General features: G+C 71.5%; 17 protein-coding genes and 2 pseudogenes. 11 read left to right on the top strand and 8 right to left on the bottom strand.

All coding sequences use genetic code 11. From position 1 onward, the window contains the following. Positions 1-55 precede the first annotated feature (55 nt). Complete coding sequence (locus tag JN350_RS06160) at positions 56-352, top strand: hypothetical protein (RefSeq protein ID WP_205463936.1); 297 nt, start codon at positions 56-58, stop codon at positions 350-352. Here the strand turns inward: JN350_RS06160 and JN350_RS06155 are convergent. The 3 genes and pseudogenes from JN350_RS06155 to yczR form a co-directional block, all read right to left on the bottom strand. Then, positions 349-3,703, bottom strand: a pseudogene (locus JN350_RS06155) (efflux RND transporter permease subunit). The gene JN350_RS06160 and the pseudogene JN350_RS06155 sit on opposite strands and share 4 nt — an antisense overlap. A 108-nt stretch (positions 3,704-3,811) precedes the next feature. Continuing rightward, positions 3,812-4,426: a DUF6518 family protein gene (locus JN350_RS06150; protein ID WP_205463935.1), complete on the bottom strand. Its 615-nt coding sequence runs from the start codon at positions 4,424-4,426 to the stop codon at positions 3,812-3,814. 106 nt (positions 4,427-4,532) lie between these two features. Continuing rightward, positions 4,533-5,984, bottom strand: a complete 1,452-nt coding sequence (gene yczR / locus JN350_RS06145; RefSeq protein ID WP_205463934.1) for a MocR-like transcription factor YczR — start codon at positions 5,982-5,984, stop codon at positions 4,533-4,535. 61 nt (positions 5,985-6,045) lie between these two features. On the opposite strand from yczR, the gene yczE reads away from it, so the two are divergent. The 3 genes from yczE (at position 6,046) to JN350_RS06130 (ending at position 8,278) form a co-directional block, all read left to right on the top strand. Continuing rightward, complete coding sequence (yczE, locus tag JN350_RS06140; RefSeq protein WP_205463933.1) at positions 6,046-6,699, top strand: membrane protein YczE; 654 nt, start codon at positions 6,046-6,048, stop codon at positions 6,697-6,699. Between the two features lie 134 nt (positions 6,700-6,833). Further along, positions 6,834-7,700, top strand: coding sequence for a DUF4097 family beta strand repeat-containing protein (locus JN350_RS06135; protein ID WP_205463932.1), 867 nt, complete (start codon positions 6,834-6,836; stop codon positions 7,698-7,700). Further along, entirely contained in the window at positions 7,697-8,278 is a 582-nt protein-coding gene (locus JN350_RS06130; protein WP_205463931.1) for a PadR family transcriptional regulator, read from the top strand. Before JN350_RS06135 ends, JN350_RS06130 begins: the two co-directional genes overlap by 4 nt. Positions 8,279-8,445: 167 nt before the next feature. Here JN350_RS06130 and JN350_RS06125 read toward each other — a convergent pair whose 3' ends face one another. Beyond that, positions 8,446-8,865: a MerR family transcriptional regulator gene (locus tag JN350_RS06125; RefSeq protein WP_205463930.1), complete on the bottom strand. Its 420-nt coding sequence runs from the start codon at positions 8,863-8,865 to the stop codon at positions 8,446-8,448. Positions 8,866-9,037: 172 nt separating this feature from the next. Between JN350_RS06125 and JN350_RS06120 the strand changes: the two are divergent. From JN350_RS06120 to JN350_RS06105, 4 genes and pseudogenes are all read left to right on the top strand, one after another. Beyond that, positions 9,038-11,214 (top strand): annotated as a pseudogene (locus tag JN350_RS06120) (APC family permease). A 265-nt stretch (positions 11,215-11,479) separates the two neighbouring features. Beyond that, a complete protein-coding gene (locus JN350_RS06115; RefSeq protein WP_205463929.1) occupies positions 11,480-11,980 on the top strand; it encodes a hypothetical protein in 501 nt (166 codons plus the stop codon). A gap of 54 nt (positions 11,981-12,034) precedes the next feature. Continuing rightward, on the top strand, positions 12,035-12,280 hold the full coding sequence (locus JN350_RS06110; RefSeq protein ID WP_111085563.1) for a DUF3072 domain-containing protein: 246 nt from the start codon (positions 12,035-12,037) through the stop codon (positions 12,278-12,280). A gap of 109 nt (positions 12,281-12,389) precedes the next feature. Further along, entirely contained in the window at positions 12,390-12,830 is a 441-nt protein-coding gene (locus JN350_RS06105) for a DoxX family protein (RefSeq protein WP_205463928.1), read from the top strand. Between the two features lie 119 nt (positions 12,831-12,949). Here the strand turns inward: JN350_RS06105 and JN350_RS06100 are convergent, their stop codons facing one another. Next, complete coding sequence (locus JN350_RS06100; RefSeq protein ID WP_461964005.1) at positions 12,950-13,717, bottom strand: FAD-dependent oxidoreductase; 768 nt, start codon at positions 13,715-13,717, stop codon at positions 12,950-12,952. Next, the gene (locus JN350_RS20635) at positions 13,621-14,064 is read right to left on the bottom strand and encodes an NAD(P)-binding protein (protein ID WP_461964002.1); all 444 of its coding nucleotides are present in this window, start codon (positions 14,062-14,064) and stop codon (positions 13,621-13,623) included. The genes JN350_RS06100 and JN350_RS20635 overlap by 97 nt, the downstream gene beginning before the upstream one ends. A 158-nt stretch (positions 14,065-14,222) precedes the next feature. Here JN350_RS20635 and JN350_RS06095 point away from each other — a divergent pair, with 158 nt between their 5' ends. Then, positions 14,223-14,441 (top strand): DUF3073 domain-containing protein, encoded by a 219-nt coding sequence (locus JN350_RS06095; RefSeq protein ID WP_111085566.1) that lies wholly within the window; start codon positions 14,223-14,225, stop codon positions 14,439-14,441. A gap of 643 nt (positions 14,442-15,084) precedes the next feature. Here JN350_RS06095 and purM read toward each other — a convergent pair. Then, entirely contained in the window at positions 15,085-16,182 is a 1,098-nt protein-coding gene (purM, locus tag JN350_RS06090) for a phosphoribosylformylglycinamidine cyclo-ligase (RefSeq protein WP_205463927.1), read from the bottom strand. A 72-nt stretch (positions 16,183-16,254) separates the two neighbouring features. On the opposite strand from purM, the gene purF reads away from it, so the two are divergent. Beyond that, entirely contained in the window at positions 16,255-17,712 is a 1,458-nt protein-coding gene (purF, locus tag JN350_RS06085) for an amidophosphoribosyltransferase (RefSeq protein WP_205463926.1), read from the top strand. A gap of 84 nt (positions 17,713-17,796) precedes the next feature. On the opposite strand, the gene JN350_RS06080 is transcribed toward purF, so the two are convergent. Next, positions 17,797-18,192: a hypothetical protein gene (locus JN350_RS06080; protein WP_111085569.1), complete on the bottom strand. Its 396-nt coding sequence runs from the start codon at positions 18,190-18,192 to the stop codon at positions 17,797-17,799. A 162-nt stretch (positions 18,193-18,354) separates the two neighbouring features. Between JN350_RS06080 and JN350_RS06075 the strand changes: the two genes are divergently transcribed. Next, positions 18,355-20,886 (top strand): helix-turn-helix transcriptional regulator, encoded by a 2,532-nt coding sequence (locus JN350_RS06075; protein WP_205463925.1) that lies wholly within the window; start codon positions 18,355-18,357, stop codon positions 20,884-20,886. Positions 20,887-21,038 lie beyond the last annotated feature (152 nt).

Here is a 21,038-nt window from a genome sequence, read left to right as displayed (position 1 = left end):
GTGGCACCCGGAGTCGGGACTACTGCCGACCGCCCGCTGGTCGCAGACTTCCGGGGTGACCGACACCTCGACCCGCCCTGCACGCGCCGCCGCGACCCGCTGGGACCGTTCTGCGCTGCAGACCTCTGCGGAGTTGCTGCTCGGGCTGTCGTTCGCCGCCACCATGGCCTTCGGCGGGTACGCGGCCGCGACCGGCCACCTGGCGGTGTTCGCGCAGGCCGCCGGGATCGTCTTCCTCGTCACGCTGACCTGTGTGCTCGTGTCGTGGTTCCGGGCCGTCGAGCGCGAGGAGCGTGCCGACCGGCCCGCCGTCTCGCCCCTCGCCGCGATCGACGCCGAGTACCGCCGCTAGGCAGCCTCGCCCGTCGCCGGTTCGCTCGCCATCCGTCGGTCGGCCCGCCGTTCGCGAGCCCGCTCGACCACGAAGTACAGCGCCGGCAGCACCACGAGCGTCAGCAGTGTCGAGGACACCAGGCCGCCGATCACGACCAGTGCCAGCGGCTGCGAGATGAACCCGGACTTGCCGGTCAGACCGATCGCCATCGGCAGCAGCGCGAAGATCGTCGCCATCGCCGTCATCAGGATCGGACGGAGGCGTCGTGTCGCGCCCTCGATCAACGCCTCACGCACCCGCAAGCCGCGCCGTCGGTACTGGTTGACGAGGTCGATGAGCACGATCGCGTTCGTCACGACGATGCCGACGAGCATGAGCAGGCCGATGAGCGACGCGACGCCGATCGGGACGCCGGAGGCGATCTGCAACAGGATCGCGCCCGTCGCTGCGAACGGTACCGACACGAGCAGCAGCAGCGGCTGGAGCAGGCTCCGGAACGTCGCGACCATGATCACGTAGACGATCAGCACCGCGACCAGGACCGCGAGTCCGAGCTGCGAGAACGCCGACGACTGGCTGGCAGCGACGCCACCGATGGAGGCGGTCGCGCCCTTCGGCAGGTCGAGCTCGTCGACGGCGGTCGTGACGGACTGCACGGCCGCCCCCAGGTTGGTGGCGTCCGGCGACACGGTGATCGTGGCGGTGCGGGCGGCGTTCGTCGTCGTGACCGTGGTGGGTCCCTCGGACTCCTCCACCGAGGCGACGTCGGACAGCGGGACGGTGCCGGTGCTCGTCGGGACGTCGAGGGCGCGGAGCGCGGCGATCGTGGTCGGCGGCTCGGGGTCGGCGATGTAGACGTCGAGCGTCGCGTCGTCGATCTCGATGCTGCCGGTGTCCCGCGGTGAGACCGCGGCGGCGACGAGGCCACCCACCTGGGTCTCGGTGAGGCCGAGTGACGCGGCCTTGGCACGGTCGACCCGGACGGCGAGGAACGGCTCGGCGGCGGACAGGTTGCTCGTCGCGCTCGTCGTGTCCGGGACCGACTGCATGGTCTTCAGCACCTGGCGCGACGCGGTCTCGAGCTGCGCCTGGGTCGGCGCGGTCACGTCGACCTCGATGTCGCTGCTGCCGCCGAACCCGCCGCCGGAGGACGCGATGGTGACCTCGCCGACGTCGTCGATCCGCGCGATCGACTCCCGGGCGTCGGCCTGGATCGTCGGCTGGTCGGCCTCGGCATCGGTCGTCACGGCGTACTGCACCGAGGCGCTGCCGCCACCGCCGAACGCCGCCTGGATCGACTGGCCGCTCGTGCCGATGGTGGTCTGCACGGTCTCGACGCCGTCGACGCCCTGGAGCGCCCGCTCGACCTTGCGCGCGGATTCGGACTGGACGGCGAGGCTGGAGCCGGCCTTCAGGTCCTGCGTGACCGTGAACGTGTTCTGCCCCGAGTCGCCGAGGTAGTTCGTGGTGACGAACGGCAGCGTGGCGACCGTGCCGCCGAGGACGATCACGGCGAGCAGGATGACGACGACCGGCTTGCGGACGACCCACCGGAGCACCGGCAGGTACACGCGGCGCAGGCGGTCCACCCGGCCGGCGTCGTGCAGGTCCGCGGCGGAGGCGAGCGCTCCGTCTGGGCGATCGTGCTCGGCACCGACCGCCGACGGTTCCACTGCCGCTTCCGCGTCCGTGTCCGCCGCCGCTGCTGCCGTCGCGTCACCCGGCTTCACCTTCGACGGGCGCAGCCACCAGTACGCGAGCACCGGCACGATGGTGAGCGAGACGAACAGCGATGCGACGAGCGCCAGGGTGACCGTCACGGCGAACGGACGGAACAGCTCCCCACGAGTTCGGCGACGAAGGCCACCGGGAGGAACACCGCGACGGTCGTCAGGGTCGAGGCGGTGACGGCACCGGCGACCTCGCGCACGGCCTCCCGCACGGCCTGGCCGCGGTCGACACCGGGGACCATGTGCCGCTTGATGTTCTCGATGACGACGATGGAGTCGTCGACCACGCGGCCGATCGCGATCGTGAGTGCGGCCAGCGTGATGATGTTGAGCGTGTACCCGGCGGCACGCATGCCGATCGCGGCCAGGAGCACCGACGTCGGGATCGAGATCGCGGTGACGAGCGTGGAACGCCACGAGAGCAGGAAGACGAGGATCACGATCACCGCGAAGGCGAGGCCGAGCAGCCCCTCCTCGGCCAGGGAGTCGATCGACTGCTGGATGTAGGGCGCCTGGTCGAAGACGACGGTGAAGCGGGGATCGCCCTCGATCTTGTCCTCGATTCCCGGCAGGGCGTCGCGCACGGTCTTCGAGACGTCGACCGTGTTGGCCTCCTGCGTCTTCGTGATCGAGATCGTCAGGGCCTGCTCGCCGTCCACCCGGCTGATCGAGGTGCGCGGCGACTCCGTGATCGCGACCTTCGCGACGTCGCCGAGCGTGGTGTCGGTCGGGGTGGCGGCGGTCGTGGACCCGCCCGTCGCGGCGTCATCCGTGGGCGCGGAACCGGTCGCACCGGTGCCGCTCCCCGTCGTACCCGTCCCGGTCGCGCCCGCGGCCGTACCGTCACCGGACGCCGTCCCATCGGCACCAGCGGCCCCGGCCCCGTCCGAACCCGACGAACTCGACGAACTCGTCAGCGGCAGCGCACGGATGTCGTCGAGCGACGCGATCCGCTCCCCGTCTGCACCGACAGCGTCGAGCCGTCCTCGGTGATCGTGCCACCGGGGATCAGGGTGCCGTTGTCGTCGAGCGCGTCCGAGATCGCCGTCTGGGTGAGGCCACGGGCGGCGAGCTCGTCCTGGTCGGGCGTGATCACGACCCGGCGGCCGGGGTTGCCGAAGACGTCCGCCTGCCGCACGCCGTCGAGCTTCTCGAGGTCGGGGATCGCCGAGGCCTGCAGCCGGTCGACGAGCTGCTCCTGGTTGCCGGACGCCGAGACCGCGACCTGCAGCACCGGCAGGTCGTCGAAGGACCCGGTGACGATCTGCGTCTGCACCGAGTCGGGCAGCGACAGCGCGTTCACCGCGGTCTGGATCTTGTCCTCGGCGCTCGCCAGGTTCGATCCGTACTGGAACGACGCCGACACCACGCTCTGTCCGGTGGACGAGGTCGCGCTGGTGGACTCGAGGTCCGGGACGACCTGGATCGCCTGCTCGATCTTCGTCGAGACGTCGTTGGACACCACCTCGGGCGTCGCCCCGGGGTACGCGCTGACGATCGCGACCTGCGGGAACTCGACGCTCGGGATGAGCTCTTGCTTGAGGTTCGACAGCGCGATGCCGCCGAAGATCGCGACGACGATGGTGACGAGCGCGATGAGGGCCCGGTTGCGGAGGCTGAAGACCGAGAGGAGGTGCACGTCATCGATCCTCGCAGGACGCGTCTGCGAGCGGCCGGGTTCAGGCCCCGATCAGCAGGTAGAGCCCGAGGACACCGACGGCTCCGACGACCCCGGTGCCGAGGGCGATCACGCGGCCGACCGACGACCGGGCGGTGGCCACCCCGACGACGAGCACGACGATGCCGACGACGATCTCGACCACCCAGGTGACCGGGCCGGTCGTGGCCACCACCTGCAGCAGCGCCCGTACCCCTCGCCGATCAGGATCGCGGCGGTGACCCCGAACGCTCCAGCGCGCCAGCGGGTGTCACGGGAGCGGACGAACACGGCGACCGCACCGGCGAGCAGCCCCGCGGGGACGCCGAGCAGCACCCACGGGTTGGTGACGGACAGGAAGTCCGGGTAGCCGCGCAGGTTCGTCGTGGCCCAGTAGCCGACGTGCATGAGTTCGAGCAGCACGACGCCGAGCAGCATCGCGAGCGGCAGGGCGAACCGGCCGGCACGGGCCCCGGCGCCGATGCACAGCGCGACGGCGACGAGGAACCAGGGGCCGGCCGAGTTGGCGACCGACGACAGCGCGGGCACGCTCTGCCCGAACGAGGTCAGCACACCGGCGAGCAGCGCACCGCTCAGGGCCATCGTGACGCGCACCACGGCGGGCACCGCCGGGCACGGCTGCGCGGACGAGGACGTCGGGGACGCAGCAGCGGCCGGAGGACCGGCGGACAGGGTCGCGTTCATGGCAACAGCATCGCCGCAGCCGCCCCGGGCCGCATCACCCCCGGGAGCGACATGGCGGGTGCATCTTCACCCCAGAGGATGACCCCGGAGCACCGCGCCCGCCCCCTCACACGACCGCGGCGAGCGACCCCCGCACCCCGGCGGACTCCCCACCGACACGAGCCCACGCCCGTTCGAGCACGTCCACCAGCCGACCGCGGTCCGCCGGCGCCATCGTGAACGGCACCCGCAGGAACCGTTCGAACCCGCCGTCCGGGCCGAACACGCCCCCGGACGCCAGCACGACCCCTTCGGACCGCGCGGCCAGCACGAGCGCACTCGACACCGGACGCCCGAGGCCCACCCACGTCGTCAGCCCGCCCGCCGGCGACGGGACGTCCCATTCCGGGAGTCGTGCCCTGAGCGCGCCCACGACGTCGTCGCGACCCTGTCGCAGGGACTCGCGCCGCGCCTCCAGGACGGCCGCCGTGCGTGGGACCAGCTCCCGGGCGACCAGCTGGTCGAGGACGGGCGTGCCGAGGTCGCCCGTCGGGCGGGCGGCGAGCAGCCGCTGCAGGAGGGCCGGTGCGGCCCGGATCCAGCCGATCCGCAGGCCGCCCCAGAACACCTTGTCGGCCGATCCGATCATCACGACCGACGCCCCCGACGGGTCCGCTGCTGCCAGCGGCAGCGACGGCGCGCCGTCGATCCGCAGCTCACCCATCGTCTCGTCGGCGACCACCGTCGTGCCGACCGACGCCGCGACCGACAGCAGGAGCTGGCGCGTGGACGGGGACATGGTCGCTCCGGTCGGGTTGTGCAGCTCGGGCATGACGTAGGCGACGGCCGGGGCGGTCCGACGCAGCGTCGTCTCGAGCGCGGCGGCGTCCCACCCGGTCCGCGCGTCGACGGGCACGCCGACGAGTCTCCCGCCGGCCTCGCGGAACGCCTCGTGCGCGTGCGGGTAGGTCGGCGACTCGACGAGCACGGCGTCCCCGCGGCGGACGAGCACCCTGGCGAGGAGCGCGATGGCGTGCTGCGCTCCGATCGTCACGATCACCTGGGACGGGTCGGTCAGCAGTCCGCGCTCGGTGTACCGGTCCGCTATCGCGGCACGGAGACCCGGGTCGCCGACGGTGTCGTACCCGATGCCGGCGAGCGCCGCGGGGACGTGCCGCACCGCCCGCTCCACGGCCTCGGCGACCCCCGGTGCCGAGTGCATCGCGGCCTTGCGCAGGTCGAGCAGCTCGCCGTCGACCACCCCGCCGAGCCGTTCCGGGTCGGGTCGACCGATCAGGGACGCGGGCAGGTGGACCACACTGCCGGAGCCACGGACGGACACGACGAACCCGTCGGACCGCAGTCGGGCGTACGCGTTCGCCACCGTCGTGCGGGAGATGCCGAGCGCGGTCGCGAGCCCGCGCTCCGCCGGCAGCCGCACGCCCTGCGCGACCCGGCCGTCGATGACGAGGACCCGGATGGCGTCGGACAGGGCCTCGTACGCGGGGGCGTCGGTGCCGTCCCGCCAGTCGGTGAGCAGCAGTGCAGCAGATCGGGCACTCAACAGCACGGGTGTCATGGGTCCACGGTAGCGCGATTGGCCCTCGACCAGCAGTCCAATCCGCATCGACGATGAACCCATGACCCGCAGCACCGCCCTCACGTTCCGTTTCGTCCAGCTCTTCGTCGGTCTGTTCCTCTACGGCGCGTCCACCGCGCTGCAGGTCCGCGCGGTGGTCGGAGTGAGCTCGTGGACCGTCCTGACGCAGGGCCTCGAGAACGTGGTGCCGTGGTCGTTCGGTGTCATCACCGTCGTGTCGAGCGGCGTGATCCTGCTGTTCTGGATCCCGCTGCGCCAGAGGCCGGGCATCGGCACGCTGCTGAACGCGCTGGCGATCGGGCCGAGCGCCGACCTGGTGCTCTGGCTCGTGCCGGAGCCGTCCGGGCTGCCCGCCAGGATCGCCCTGTTCGTCGCGGGACTGGTGCTGCTCGCCATCGCGACGGCGTTCTACATCGGCGCGGGGTTCGGCACCGGGGCCCGTGACGGCCTGATGGTCGGGCTGCACGAGCGCCTCGGCTGGCCGCTCTGGCTCGCACGCACCCTGGTCGAGGTGTCCGTCGTGGTCGTGGGCTGGATCCTCGGCGGGAACGTCGGCGCCGGCACCGTCATCGCCGCCTTCGCGATCGGCCCGATGGTGCAGCCGCTCATGCCGTTCTTCCGCCGGTTCCCGTGGAGTCCGGAGCGTCGGGCCGTCCAGGAGGCGCGCCCCACGTCCGTCGCGCATGCTTCGTGAGCAGGAATGGTCGGGTCACCGGGCCCCACCCGACCTTTTCTGCTCACCATCCGCCCGGCACCCTTGCGGAGCGTCGAGTCGCGATATAGCGTGACCTCCACAGACGCGATACATCGCGAGTTGGAGGAAGCACCATGGCACAGGAGAAGTGGCTCGTCGACGAGCCCAAGGTCATCGACACCGGCATCGTCCGCACACTCCGTGTCGGACTCGTCGGTGGTCAGGTCGACGTCGTGGCACACGACGAACCCACCGCCCGGGTCGAGGTCCACAGCGTGTCCGGCAAGCAGCTGAAGATCGAGGTCGACGGCGACACGCTCACCGTCGACCACCCGCAGATCCGGTGGGACGACCCCATCGGGTTCCTCAAGTCGTTCCGCGGCAAGGCCCAGGCGGACGTCAGCATCCTGGTCCCCCGCGACGCCTCGGTGAACCTCGGCGTCGTGTCGGCGGGCGCCCTGCTGTCCGGCACCAACCGCGGCGCCATGCTCAACACGGTGTCCGGTGACCTCGTCGTGGACGGTGTCGCCGGCGACGTCACGGTCAACGCCGTCTCCGGAGCGACGACCATCCGCGAGCTCGACGGCGCCCTGACGGTCCACACGGTCTCGGGTGACGTCGTGGCCACGGGCGAGATCCCGCGGTTCCAGGCGGACGGTGTCTCGGCGGACGTCGTGCTCGACCTGCACGGCGTGCCGGAGTCGGCGCGGGTCAACACGGTCTCCGGTGGCGTGAGCGTCCGGCTCGAGGACGGTGTCGCCTACCAGTGCACCGTCAGCACGGCGTCCGGCAAGCTGCAGTTCGACGACTCCGAGATCCGCGGCGTGCGCGGCTCGTACGTGAAGCAGGGCGGCGAGCTGGCCGGCCAGTGGCTCGACCTGCGCGTGAACTCGGTGTCCGGCGACATCGCGGTGCTGCACGCCCCGCCGGTCGCCGCCGAACCGACCGTACCCCCGGCACCCCCGACGGTCCCGACCGACGACGGCGAGGTGCCCGCATGAGCCCCGTCTTCGCCCACGGCCACCTCCGCCTGTACCTGCTCGTGCTGCTGGCGGACCACCCGATGCACGGCTACGAGCTCATCCAGGCCCTCGGCGACCGGTTCGGCGGCACCTACGTGCCGAGCGCCGGCACCGTGTACCCGCGGCTCGCGAAGCTCGAGGAAGAAGGCCTCGTCTCGAAGACCGCCGACGGCCGCAAGACCGTCTATGCGATCACCGATGCCGGGCGCAGCGAACTCGCTGCCCGCGCCGACGAGATCGCCGCGGTCGAGTCCGGGGTCGCCGACTCGGTGAAGTCCCTGGCCGACGGCGTCCGCGCCTCGGTCGGCGAGGCGATGCGCTCGCTCCGTGCGGATCTCGCCGCGTCGGCGGAGAGCCCCGGCACCGGATCCCACGAGGACCCCGTCTCGGTCCCGTCGGAGAGCGCCCGCGCCCTGCGCGAGCTCGAGATGGCGCTGTCGTCGTTCCGGCAGCAGGTCCGCGCGGACCTGCGCCGTCGTGCGACCCGCGGCACGCTCCGTGCGGACACCGTGACGCGCCTGCGTGACGGCCTGGAGGCCCTGCGCAAGTCGCTCTGACGGCCCGCGGCCGACAGGCGGTCGCGACCCGTGCCTCCCGGCCGCCCGTCGCACCGCGTCGCGCCCGGCGCACCGCGTCGCGCCCGGCGCACCGCCTCGTCCACGGAACCAGGTTCCGGACACAGCACCACGCCGATCTGTGGTGTCGTGACCGGAACCTGGTTCCGTCACGGCACGGGTGCGAATCCGTCCAACGCGGCGGCCACCGTCAGACGCTCCCCGTCCTCGATCCTGGTGATGGTCGTGCGCACGGCGGCGAGCTGCCGGGCGAGGCGGTCCCGCTCGCGTTCGAGCCAGGCGACGTGCGCGGTGAGGGCGGCGACGTCGTCCTGTTCGCCGTCGAGGACCCGGCGGATGTCGGGCAGCCCGAGGCCGAGGCTGCGCAGCAGCAGGATCCGCTGCAGCCGGACGAGTGCCCGGTCGTCGTAGCGGCGGAGTCCGCCGTCGCCGACGGCGGTGGCCGGCAGCAGTCCGATGTCGTCGTAGTGGCGGAGCGTGCGGCTCGACACCCCGGCGGATCGCGCCACGTCGGCGATGCCGTGGGGCGCTTTCGCAGCTGCGGTGGCGATGTCTGACGGATCCCTCATGCAGCCCACCGTAGAGGTTGACGCGGCGTCAACTGCAAGGGGTGATCGGGGTGCGGAGTCGACGACACGCGACCGGCGGGGAATGACCGCCCGGGCACCCGTGTTGACTCCCGCCCGGAACTGAGTAGGTTTGCCGCTCGTGACGAACGAGGTCCGGTCGCTGAAAGCGCGACTGATCGGGGATCCCCTCCCTCCGAGAAGCTCGAAGGACAGCTCCTCCCGAAGCACCTGGCACTGCCGATCTTCGCGAGTGACCCGCTGTCCTCCGTCGCGTACGCACCGCAGGAACTGCTGATGATCCTGCTGCTCGGCGGGATGTCGTTCCTGACGTTCGCGCCGTGGGTGGCCGCCCTCGTGGTGCTGCTGCTCGTGGTGGTCGTCGCGTCCTACCGGCAGCTCATCAAGGCGTACCCGTCCGGCGGCGGCGACTACGAGGTCGCGCACCGGAACCTCGGCGAGAAGGCCGGGCTGGTCGTCGCGAGCGCGCTGCTCGTCGACTACGTGATGACGGTCGCGGTGTCGGTGGCCTCCGGTGTGGACAACATCATCTCGGCGCTGCCGATGCTGAACGACTTCCGCGTCGAACTCGCGCTGGTGTTCGTCGTGCTCCTCGCCGCCACGAACCTGCGCGGCGTGCGGGAGTCGAGCAAGGCGTTCGCCATCCCCACCTACTTGTTCGTCGCGTCGGTCTTCGTGATGGTGGTCACCGGTCTGGTCCGGGTCGCCGCCGGGCACGCCCCGGTCGCCGAGTCGGCCGGGTACACCGTCGACAACGTGGAGCACACGACGCAGGCGGCGTTCATCCTGCTGCTCCTCCGCGCCTTCGCGTCCGGCTGCTCGGCCCTGACCGGCGTCGAGGCCATCGCGAACGGTGTGCAGGCCTTCCGGCGCCCGAAGATCAAGAACGCGCAGGCGACCCTGGTGGCGATGGGCGGCATCGCGATCGTCCTGTTCATCGGGCTCATCACGCTCGCGCTCGTGTCCCGTGTGCACTACGCCGAACGCGCTTGCGACCTGCAGGGGTTCGCGGACTGCGCCACGACCCCGCAGCGCTCCCTCATCGCCCAGATCGCCGCGGCGACGTTCGGGGACAACTCGGTGCTGTTCTTCGTGATCCAGGCGACGACGGCCGCGGTCCTGCTCCTCGCCGCGAACACGGCGTTCAACGGGTTCCCGCTGCTCGGCTCGATCCTGGCCCGCGACTCGTACGCCCCCAAGGCCCTGTCCACCCGCGGCGACCGGCTCATCTACTCGAACGGCGTCATCGTGCTGGCGCTCGTCGCCGCGGCGCTGCTCGTGGTGTACCGGGCGAACGTCACGAGCCTCATCCAGCTCTACATCATCGGCGTCTTCGTGTCGTTCACGCTCGGGCAGACGGGCATGGTCGTGCACTGGACGCGCCTGCTGCGCGCGGACCGGTCCGGCACCGCCGAACCGTCCGTCAACCGCGCGCAGGTGGTGCGCTCCCGCACCATCAACGCGATCGGTGCCACGTTCACCCTGGTCGTCCTGGTCATCGTGACGATCACCAAGTTCACGCACGGCGCCTGGCTCGTGTTCCTGATCATGCCGATCCTGTACGTGCTCATGCTCGGCGTGAACCGCTACTACCGCGACGTCTCGCACGAGATCGAGGCCGACGTCGAGACCGAGTTCGGCGCCACCGGCGACCACGCCGTCGTGCTGGTGAACAAGCTGCAGAAGCCGGTGCTCAAGGCCCTCGACTACGCGATCGCCGCCGAGCACGCCAGCTGCGAGGCGGTCCACGTCGCGATCGACGACGCTGACGCCCAGCACCTCCGCGACCAGTGGGCCGAGTACGGCATCCGGATGCCGTTGACCATCGTGCCGAGTCCGTACCGCGACATCTCGATGCCGCTCATCAAGTACATCAAGGCGCACCGACTCGAGCACGGCTCCGAGGTCGTCACCGTCTACACGCCGATCTTCATCGTCGGCCACTGGTGGGAGGGCCTGCTCCACAACCACCGCGGCCGTCGCATCCGCAAGAAGCTCCTGCTCGTGCACGGCGTCACCGTCGCGCTGGTGCCGTGGCTGCTCGACTCGTCCGAACTGCTGTACGGCCGCCGGTCGCGTCCGCTCCCCGGCCAGGAGCGTCGCGGCGAGCCCGTGCGGCCGCCGCTCCGCCGGTCCGTCGCCGGCTCGGCCGGAGCGCCGGTCGACGGTGTCGCCGACGACCGCCTGGCCCGGTCCGCGCAGCGGAACAGCCTGCAGCCGCGTCGCGCGACCCGTCCGGCCGGTCCCGCCGAGGGCGTCGACCCCGCACAGTGCACCGGCGAGCTGCACGCGCTCGTACCGACCTCGCCGCGCCGGGGCGACGAGTCGTAGCATCTGACGTCATGACGATCACCGACCTGCGGACGTTCGCCACGTTCGACGGCCACGGCGGCAAGGTGTCGAAGCGCGTCGAGGTGCTGGACCACGAGCCCGTCGCGGGCAGCCGCCACGAAGGACTCGTCGCCGTGCGCGGCGAACACCCCTCGGTGCGCTCGACGAGCGCGCCGCCGACGAGTCGGCAGCGCTGTCGCGCGGCGTCCCCAGCGTCGGCTGGGTCGACCCGTCGACGCTGCGCGACTGGTACCGCCCGGACCGCGTGGTCATCACCCGGCTCGAGGCGCGGCAGTCCGGCATCGAGCTGGGTCTCTACGCCGATTCGCGCGGCCGCGGACGGGTGCGGATCGACGGCCTGGAGGCACGACTCGCCCCCGACGGTCGGCCCGCCTTCCGCGCACTGGCCGGTTCCGAGGCGCCCTGGGTGGTCGACGTCCCCCTGCCGACGGACCAGGCGGTGCGGCTCGTGGCGGTCGCCGAGGTCGATGAGGGCTTCGAGGTGGTGACCGCTCCGGTGTCCCCGTTCCTGCAGCCCGGCGAGTACGCGGCGTACGACGACGACGTCCCCGGTCTGCCGCCGCGGCCGTCGAGTGGCCGTGTCGTGGTGTCCGCGACCGTGCTGCTCGACGGCTCGCTGCACGAGGTCGAGCGGATCGACGAGCAGGCCGCGACGATCTGGGTCCGGCGCGAGGGACGGACCGTGCCGATCGCCACGAGTGCGGTCGGCCCGGACCTGGTGCGGTACTCGGCCACGCCGGTCTGACGGGGGACACGCCGCCTGCGGGATGCGTCGGAGGTGCGGCGTAGCGTCCTCGGCATGAGTGATGCAGAAGAGACCCTCGGCGGCGCCCGTCCGGACCCGTCGACCGACGCGAGCAAGGACCCCGAGCAGTGGGTCACCGGTGACGAGCCGATGACCGGACCGCAGCGCAGCTACCTCGACACCCTGGCCCGCGAAGCCGGCGAGGAGCTCTCCGCCGACCTGACCAAGGCCGAGGCATCGGAGCACATCGACCGCCTGCAGCAGCAGACCGGCCGCGGCACGGACACCTCGGGTTCCTGAGAGCGGGTCCGCCCTTCGGCGGACCCCAGCCTGGGCATGTTCTGGTGATGTCCGGGCAGACCCCCGGACGAGGGGCATCGATGACGTGTCACCGGTTAGCTTCGTGGCCATGCGAACGACATCGACCTCCATCGGCCTGACCGCGCTCCGCATCGTCCTCGGGGTGGTGTTCATCGCCCACGGCGCGCAGAAGTTCGCCCAGGGCATCCCGAACGTCGCCCAGGGCTTCTCCGGCATGGGCGTCCCGCTCGCCGACGTCGCCGCGCCCCTGGTGGCCGGCCTCGAACTCGTCGGCGGCGTGCTGCTCGTGCTCGGCATCGCGACCCGCGTCGTGGGCGTCCTGCTCGCCGTCGACATGGTCGTCGCGGGGCTGCTCGCCCATGCGTCGTCCGGCTTCTACTCGCAGGACGGCGGCTTCGAGTACGTGCTCGTCCTGGCGGTCGGCTCGCTCGTCGTGGCGCTGACCGGCCCGGGGCGGTTCTCGCTCGACGCCGTGTTCCTGGCGGCGTCCCGTCGCCGTCGTGGCGTGCAGGAGCCCCTCCCCGCCTGACCCGCCCTGCGCCGCCCTGCGCCCCCTGCGCCCCCTACGCCCCCTGGTGCGAGGTTGATCACTCGGTGCGCCGAAAGAACCTCGCACCGGGAGGTCAACCTCGCACCAGGCGGAGCGACTCACGCGGCGGCGAGCACGTCCATCACCTGGCGGGCGATGAGCCGTCCGGCCCGGTTCGCCCCGATCGTCGAGGCCTGCGGCCCGTAGCCCGCCAGGAACAACCGCGGCTCGTCGACCGAGCGACCGTCCGCCACGACGACCCCGCCGGCCGCGGTCCGCAGGTGCAGCGGAGCGAGATGCCGCAGGTCGGCCCGGAACCCGGTCGCCCAGAGCACCGCGTCGGCGTGCACGTGCGTGCCGTCGGCGGTCACCACGCCGGTCTCGTCCATCCGCGTGAACATCGGTTGGTCGCGCAGGACCCCGCGGTCGATGCCCGCCCGGATCCGCCGCGAGACCGGCACGCCCGTGCCGCTCACGATGCTCGGGAGCACCTCGCCGGCACGGGCGGCCCGGTCCTGCTCGTCGACCGCTGCGACCGCGGACTCGAGGTCGAGTGACGACGAGTCCGCCCACACCATCGGCCGTCGGGTGAACCAGTGGGTGGACCGCGCGACACCGTCGAGTTCGAGCAGGAAACCGATGGCACTCGTCCCGCCGCCGACCACGACGACGTCCTGCCGGGCGAACTCCGCGGCGCTGCGGTACTCGGTCGTGTCGAGCTGTCGTCCGCGGAACGCGCCGCGGCCCGGGTACCACGGCACGAACGGCGTGCCCCACGTGCCCGATGCGTTCACCACGACGTCGGCACGGATCCGGGTCTCGGTACCGTCAGCGGAACGGGTCGTGACGCACAATCGGCCGTCCGCGGTGCGCGAGACTGACGGCACCGCGACCGGACGCCGGACCCGCAGGTCGTAGTGCTGCTCGAACCGCCGGTAGTACTCCCCACGACGTCCCGGGCGGGTCGTGACCGATCGGCGTCGTCGAACTGCAGCCCCATCGCCCGCATCCCCGGCAGGTCGTGCACGCGGTGCGCCGCGCCGAGCCGCAGGGCCTCCCATCGGAACTGCCAGGCGCCACCCGTGCTCGGGGCACGATCGAGCAGCACCAGGTCGGTGCCGGGCACGAGCCCCAGGCGGCGCAGGTGGTATCCCACCGACAGTCCGGCCTGCCCCGCACCGATGACGACGACACGGGCGGACTGGTCGGCTGGGCTCTCGAGGGGTTCGGTCATCACTTCGATTCTCCTGTGCGCGGAGCCGTCGCGGCGACGTCCAGATCGAGGTACATGGTAGAGTGATCGGCAGATTTCAAACCACGAACCGTCTGGTTCCCCGAGTGATCTTCCGTCATTCGCCAGGACCGGACCAGAGCCGAACGAGGGGGTCACGCATGGGGCGCGGCCGTCAAAAGGCGAAGCACACCAAGGTCGCCCGTGAGCTGAAGTACTTCAGCCCGCAGACGAACTACGGTGCACTCGAGCAGGAGCTCTCCGCCGGACAACACTCCGATGACGATCTCGTCGACCGCTGGGCGGACCAGTACGGTCCCGAAGCGGCAGACGAGTCCGACGAGTTCGAGACCGAAGCGGACCAGAACAAGTCCGCCTGACCTGCACAGCCGTCACGCCGCGCGCCTCCGGGCAGCGCGGCGTTTCTGCGTGCCCGGACACCTGGCTCCCAGACACCCCTCGGGTGGTCACGACTCGCCGTGTGCACCATGCCGACCGGTCAAGACCCGTCGGTTGCAGGCCCGTCAGGCGACGGTTCGCGACCGCTCGCCGCACGCACTACGGCGAGTCGCCAACACGATACGCACCGAAGGTACGGACTCGCGTACCCGCGACCCAAGGCCCCACGCCCCGGAACCGCGCCCGGGTCCCCGCCTCGAGTGGTCACGACTCGCCGTGTGCACCATGCCGACCGGTCAAGACCCGTCGGTTGCAGGCCCGTCAGGCGACGGTTCGCGACCACTCGCCGCACGCACTACGGCGAGTCGCCAGCACGATACGCACCGGAGGTACGGACTCGCGTACCCGCGACCCAGGGCCCCACGCCCCGGAACCGCGCCCGGGTCCCCGCCTCGAGTGGTCACGACTCCCCGCGCACAAGCTGCCGAGCGGTCGAGAACCGTCGGTTGCAGGCCTGCCGAACGACGGTTCGTGACCACTCACCGCACGCAGCACGGCACGGCGCAGCACAGCACGGCACGGCACGGCACGGCACGGCCGAGCCGGGCAGGGTCAGCCCCAGGGTCAGGCGGCGTAGCTCCCGACGAGCCGGACGGCACCGCCGTCGACACCCTTGGCGCCCTGCTCGAACCCGGTCAGGTCGCGGGGCGACGTGGCGATCGTGCCGACGGGCCACGCGGGCATCCCGGCGACGCCGAGCGACTCGATGACGTCCACCGCGGCGCTGGCGGACACCACGGCGAACATGCCGATGCCGAGGTTCCAGGTGCTCTCGGTGTCCTCGATCGGCGTGCCGGCCATGTCGGCGAGCACGCGGAAGACGGGGAGCGGCTGCCAGGTCGAGCGGTCGACCTCGATCCACGAGCCGACGGGCAGCACACGCGCCAGGTTGGCCGCGATGCCGCCACCGGTCACGTGCGACAGGGAGTGCACGGCGCCCGGGTGCTGTTCGAGCAGCTCCAGCAGCGGCGTCGTGTACAGGCGGGTGGGCTCGAGCAGGGCTTCGCCGACCGAGACGCCGCCGAACTCGGCCAGCTGGTCGGTGTACCCGACCCCGCGCGACGCCAGGATGTGCCGGACGAGCGAGTACCCGTTCGAGTGCAGACCCGACGACTCGATCGCGAGCACGACGTCGCCGTCCTGCACCAGGTGGGCACCGAGCTGCGAACCGGCCTCGACGACACCCGTCGCGGCACCGGCCACGTCGTAGTCGTCCGGGCCGAGCAGCCCGGGGTGCTCGGCGGTCTCGCCACCGACCAGCGCGGTGCCCGTCGCCGAGCAGCCGCGGGCGATCCCGGCGACGATGTCGGCGATGCGGTTCGGGACGACGCGCCCGCAGGCGATGTAGTCGGTCATGAACAGCGGCTTCGCACCGACCACGACGATGTCGTCGACGACCATGCCGACCAGGTCCTGCCCGATGGTGTCGTGCTTGTCGATCGCCTGGGCGATGGCGACCTTGGTGCCGACGCCGTCGGTCGAGGTCGCGAGCAACGGGTGTGAGAAGTCCTTCAGGAACGACACGTCGTAGAGACCGGCGAAGCCGCCCACGCCGCCCAGCACGTGGCTGTCGTGCGTCGCCGCGACTGCGGACTTCATGAGTTCGACGGCCAGGTCACCGGCAGCGGTGTCCACTCCGGCTTCGGCGTACGGGTTGGGCATGCGGAGTCCTTCGCGGTGACATGGCAGACTTGTTCGGTACCCCCGATTCTACGGTCTGGAGCACACCCGCGAATGTGCGGCATCGTCGGCCTCGTTGCACAGGGCCCCGCCAACCAATCCATCTACGACGCACTGCTCCTCCTGCAGCACCGCGGGCAGGACTCGACGGGCATCGCCACGGTCGAGGGTCACGTGCACCACATGCACAAGACCCGCGGCCACGTGCGGGAGTCGTTCCGCACCCGTGACATGCGCGCCCTCCTCGGCACCATGGGCCTCGGCCACGTGCGCTACGCCACCAAGGGCGCGGCGAGCAACGAGGAAGAAGCGCAGCCGTTCTACGTGAACGCGCCCTACGGCATCGTCCTCGTCCACAACGGCAACCTCACCAACACGCGGGAACTGACGCGTGAACTGTTCGACATCGACCGTCGACACCTCAACACCACGTCGGACACCGAGCTCCTGGTGAACGTGCTGGCGCACGAGCTGCAGGGGCAGGTCCGCGGTACGGACCTCGACCCCGGGCAGGTCTTCGACGCCGTCGAGCGCGTGCACGAGCGGGTCGAGGGCTCCTACGCCACGATCGCCACGATCGCCGGCCACGGGCTGCTGGCGTTCCGCGACCCGTTCGGCATCCGGCCGCTCATCCTCGGGCACAAGTTCGACGAGGCCGGCCAGCCCGAGTGGGTCGTCGCGAGCGAGTCACTGGTGCTCGAGTCCGGCGGCTACGAGATCGTGCGCGACGTCGCCCCGGGCGAGGCGATCTTCATCGAGATGAACGGGCAGATGCACGCCCGGCAGTGCGCGAAGAACCCGCGGCTCGTGCCGTGCTCGTTCGAGTACGTGTACCTGGCCCGTCCCGACTCGGTCATGAACGGCATCTCGGTCTACGATGCCCGCCTGCGCCTCGGCAACCGGCTGGCGGACACCATCGAGCAGTACGCGCCGACCGGTGACATCGACGTCGTGATGCCGATCCCGGACTCGTCCCGACCGGCCGCGATGCAGGTCGCGCAGAAGCTCGGCATCGAGTACCGCGAGGGCTTCTACAAGAACCGCTACGTCGGCCGGACCTTCATCATGCCGGGCCAGGCGGAACGCAAGCGGTCCGTCCGGCAGAAGCTCAACGCGATGTCGTCGGAGTTCAAGGGCAAGAACATCCTGATCGTCGACGACTCGATCGTGCGCGGCACGACGAGCAAGGAGATCGTGGAGATGGCCCGCGCCGCCGGTGCGAACGAGGTCACCTTCACGAGTGCCGCTCCGCCGGTGCGGTTCCCGCACGTCTACGGCATCAACATGCCGACGCGCGACGAGCTCATCGCGCACGACCGGAAGATCCCGGAGATCAACCGCGTGCTCGGCAGCGACCACCTGATCTACCAGGAGATCGGCGACATGCGGGACGCCATCATCGAGGGCTCCGACGTCACCGACCTCGAGATGAGCTGCTTCACGGGCGAGTACGTCACGGGCACCGTGAGCCCGGAGTACCTGTCCTGGGTCGAGGCGAACCAGCTCAGCTGAGTGGTGGTCGCGATCGCGACCACCAGACGGACAGGAGGCCCGGTGCCAGCTGGCACCGGGCCTCCTGTCCGAAGACGGTCGCGGCTACGGCCGCTGGTCGCCGTGCTCGTCGATCTCGCCGTCGACCGTCTCGGGCGGCAGCTCGACCTCGACACGCTCCGCCGTCAGGCGGGCCGCGCGCCGGGCGAAGACCCGGTCGAACACGACGGCGACGACCGCGCCGACGAAGGCGCCGATCGTCACGCCCCACAGGCTGAAGTAGCCCACCAGGCTGCCGAAGCTCGACTCCTCCTGCTGGCCACCGAGGTTCATGGTGAGCGAGACGACGATCAGGGTCGCGATGAACCCGAGCACCGCACCGCCGACGATGAACACCCCGAACTTCGGGGCACGACGGATCGTGACCTCGTCAGAGGTGGAGACGGCGTTCGGCGCAGGGGCCGGGACCGGCTGGTCGTCGGGTCGATCGGTGTTGCTCACCCACCCATTGTCCCCCACTGTGGGACGTCTCCCGGCCTGTCCGCGCAGTCCGATCCAGGAGAGGATGATCCGTACGCGTTGGTATCCCAAGGGCTGGAGGTGACACGGATGCGAGAACGGACCGTACGGGGGCGAGGTCGCACCCCGAGCACCCCGGCGCGCGTGACCTGGCCCGTGATGCAACGCCACGAAGAGGACCGTGCCGTGTCCGTCGTCGCGGAGCACCAGTGGAGCGTCGCGCTCGTCGGCGCCCCGGGTCTCGGCAAGAGCACCGTCGCGGCCCGCGTCACCGACCGCGTCGCCGGACGGGACGCCACCGGGCGCACGGTCGTGGTGCCCATCACCGCCGTCGCCTCCGGGCGGTCGATGCCCTTCGGGGCGATCTCGGACCGCTTCGGCGAGCTGCCGGCGACCCTGTCCGAACTGTCCGACGACGCCGGGGCCGAGCAGCGCCTCCGGGCCATCGCCGACCTGGCGGACCGCGACGTCCTGCTGCGCGTCGACGACGCCGACCACCTCGACGCGATCTCCGCCCGGTACGTGGCGTGGCTCGTCCGGCACCAGGGTGCGCGGCTCGTCCTGACCTGCCGTGACTTCACCGCGCTGCCGGAACCGCTCCGCGCCCTGTGGCAGGACGACCTGCTCGAGCGCATCGACCTCGAGCCGCTCACCCTGCGCGAGACGTCGGCCCTGGTGGCCGAGGCGCTCGGCTCGCAGCTCGAGAACGCCTCGGCCGAGCGGGTGCACCGTGCGACCGCCGGCAACCCGCTCTACCTGCGCGAGGTCGTCCGCGCCGCCCGCACCTCGGGCGCCCTCGAGCACACGGCGTCCGGGTGGTACTGGCGCGGCCGGGTGACGGCGTCGAACAGCCTCGCCGACATGTACCGGACGGAACTCGGCTCGCTGCCGGAGGACCTGCGCGACGTCGTCGACATCGTTGCGCTGGCCGACCCGATCCCGCTCGCGCGGCTGCTCGGCCTGGTCAGCGGCGGCGACGTCGACCGCGTGGTCGCGCTCGGGCTGGTCCGGATCGACTCGCTCGACGACGGTGCCGCGGTGGCCCGTCCGCAGCACCCGCTCGTCGGCGAGGTGATCCGCGGCCTGGTACCGGTGGCCCGCCGCACGGCACTCTTCGCCCGCGCGAACGCCTTCCGCGCCGACAGTCCCGAGGGCGCCCCGCCCGCCGCGCGGTTGCGGTCGGCACTCTGGGCGCTCGACTGCGGTGTCGTGCCCCCGGTCGAGCAGCTGCTCGACGCGGCGCAGGTCGCGGTGCGGCTGCAGGAGCACGAGAGCGCGATCGCCCTGGCATCCGCAGCACTCCGGCGGACGCTGCACCCGAACGAGCAGGTCGCCGCGCGCTGCCTGCGGTCGCTCGCGTACTCGTACAGCGACGGGCGTGAGGCCGGTCGTGCCGACGCCGAGGCCGCCTGGGCGGTCGCCCGCGCGGACCCCGGCACGGTGGACGACACCCTCGTGGTCGAGGCCTGCGAGATCCTCGCCAACATCCGGCAGTTCCACGACGACGACGTGCTGGCGGCGGTCGCGCTCACCGACGTCGCCAGCAGGCTGGTGTCCGGCGAGGCGGTCGAACGGCTCCGGCTGCTGCGCCTCGCGCACCTCGGCTGGGGCGGGCGGTTCGACGAGGTGCGGGCCGAGCTCGAGCGCAGCGGCATCGTGCACGCGCCGACCATCCCGTTCGCGTTCCTCTGCGTCGCCCCCTGCGCGATCATGGCGCTCGCCACGGCCGGCCGGCTCGACGACGCCTCGGCCCTCGGTCGCCGGGCGCTGGCCACCGCGACCGAGCACCTCGAGGACGCACCGTGGAGCGTCGGTGAGATCGTGTCCGTGCTGCACCAGGTGCAGGTCTGGCGGGGCGACCTGGCCGATCTGCTGACCGAGGTGCCCGTCCGACGGTCCAACCCGTACCTGAAGTACGACTTCACCCTCGAGCTCATCGGGGACGGCAACCTCGCCATCGGCCAACGACGCTGGGACGATGCGATCGCGGCGTTCTCCGCCGCCTGCGAACGGTACGACGTCGCGGACCACGGTGGTTTCGCGGCCTACCCGTGGGCGCGGCTCGCGATGGCGTACGCCTACGCCGGTCGCACCGAGGACGCGACACGTGCGCTCGACCGGGCGAGGGCCACACCGAAGCGGGCCATGCGGATCACCGGGGAGCAGGTCGCGGTGACGATCGCCTGGACCGAGGCGGTGCTCGGCAACCCGGCGGGGCTCCGGCACGCCGACGACATCATCGACCGCGGGACGGCCAGCGGTGGGTGGACGCACGTCATGTACGCCCAGACGCTGCACTACGCGATGGACATGATGAACGGACGCGAGACCGGTACCTCACTCGGTCGGATGCGCGAGGCCGCCGCTCGGGTCGACGGTCCGCTCGCCGCGGCGATCGTCGAGTACGCCGACGCCCTGACCGCACGCGACCGGACGCGGGTGATCGCGGCGCAGGGGGTGCTCGCGTCGCACGGGATGGCGGTCACGGCCGGCCGGCCGAAACCACCGCTCACGAACCGCGAGTACCAGGTCGCCGAGCTCGCGGCGCAGGGATTGAGCAACCGCCTCATCGGCGAGGAGCTCGGGCTCTCGACGCGGACCATCGACGCGCACCTGTCGCGGGTGTTCGGCAAGTGGGACCTGCACGCGCGGTCGGAGCTCGCCGGACTGTTCTGAGTCCACTCCAGACGCAAGAACGTTGCGCATTGCAGCACGACGCGCCGCGGCGGTTGACACGTTGTGTGGAACATCGCGTACCTTGGTCCCTGTCGCCGGGTTCGGACCCGTTCGGGTCGGGTCCGAATCCCGGCGACTTCAAGCGTAGGTTC

This window comes from Curtobacterium sp. 24E2, assembly GCF_016925595.1.
Taxonomy (GTDB): domain Bacteria; phylum Actinomycetota; class Actinomycetes; order Actinomycetales; family Microbacteriaceae; genus Curtobacterium.
The sequence above is the reverse complement of the archived record's forward strand: the minus strand, read 5'-3'. Positions and strand labels throughout refer to the sequence as shown.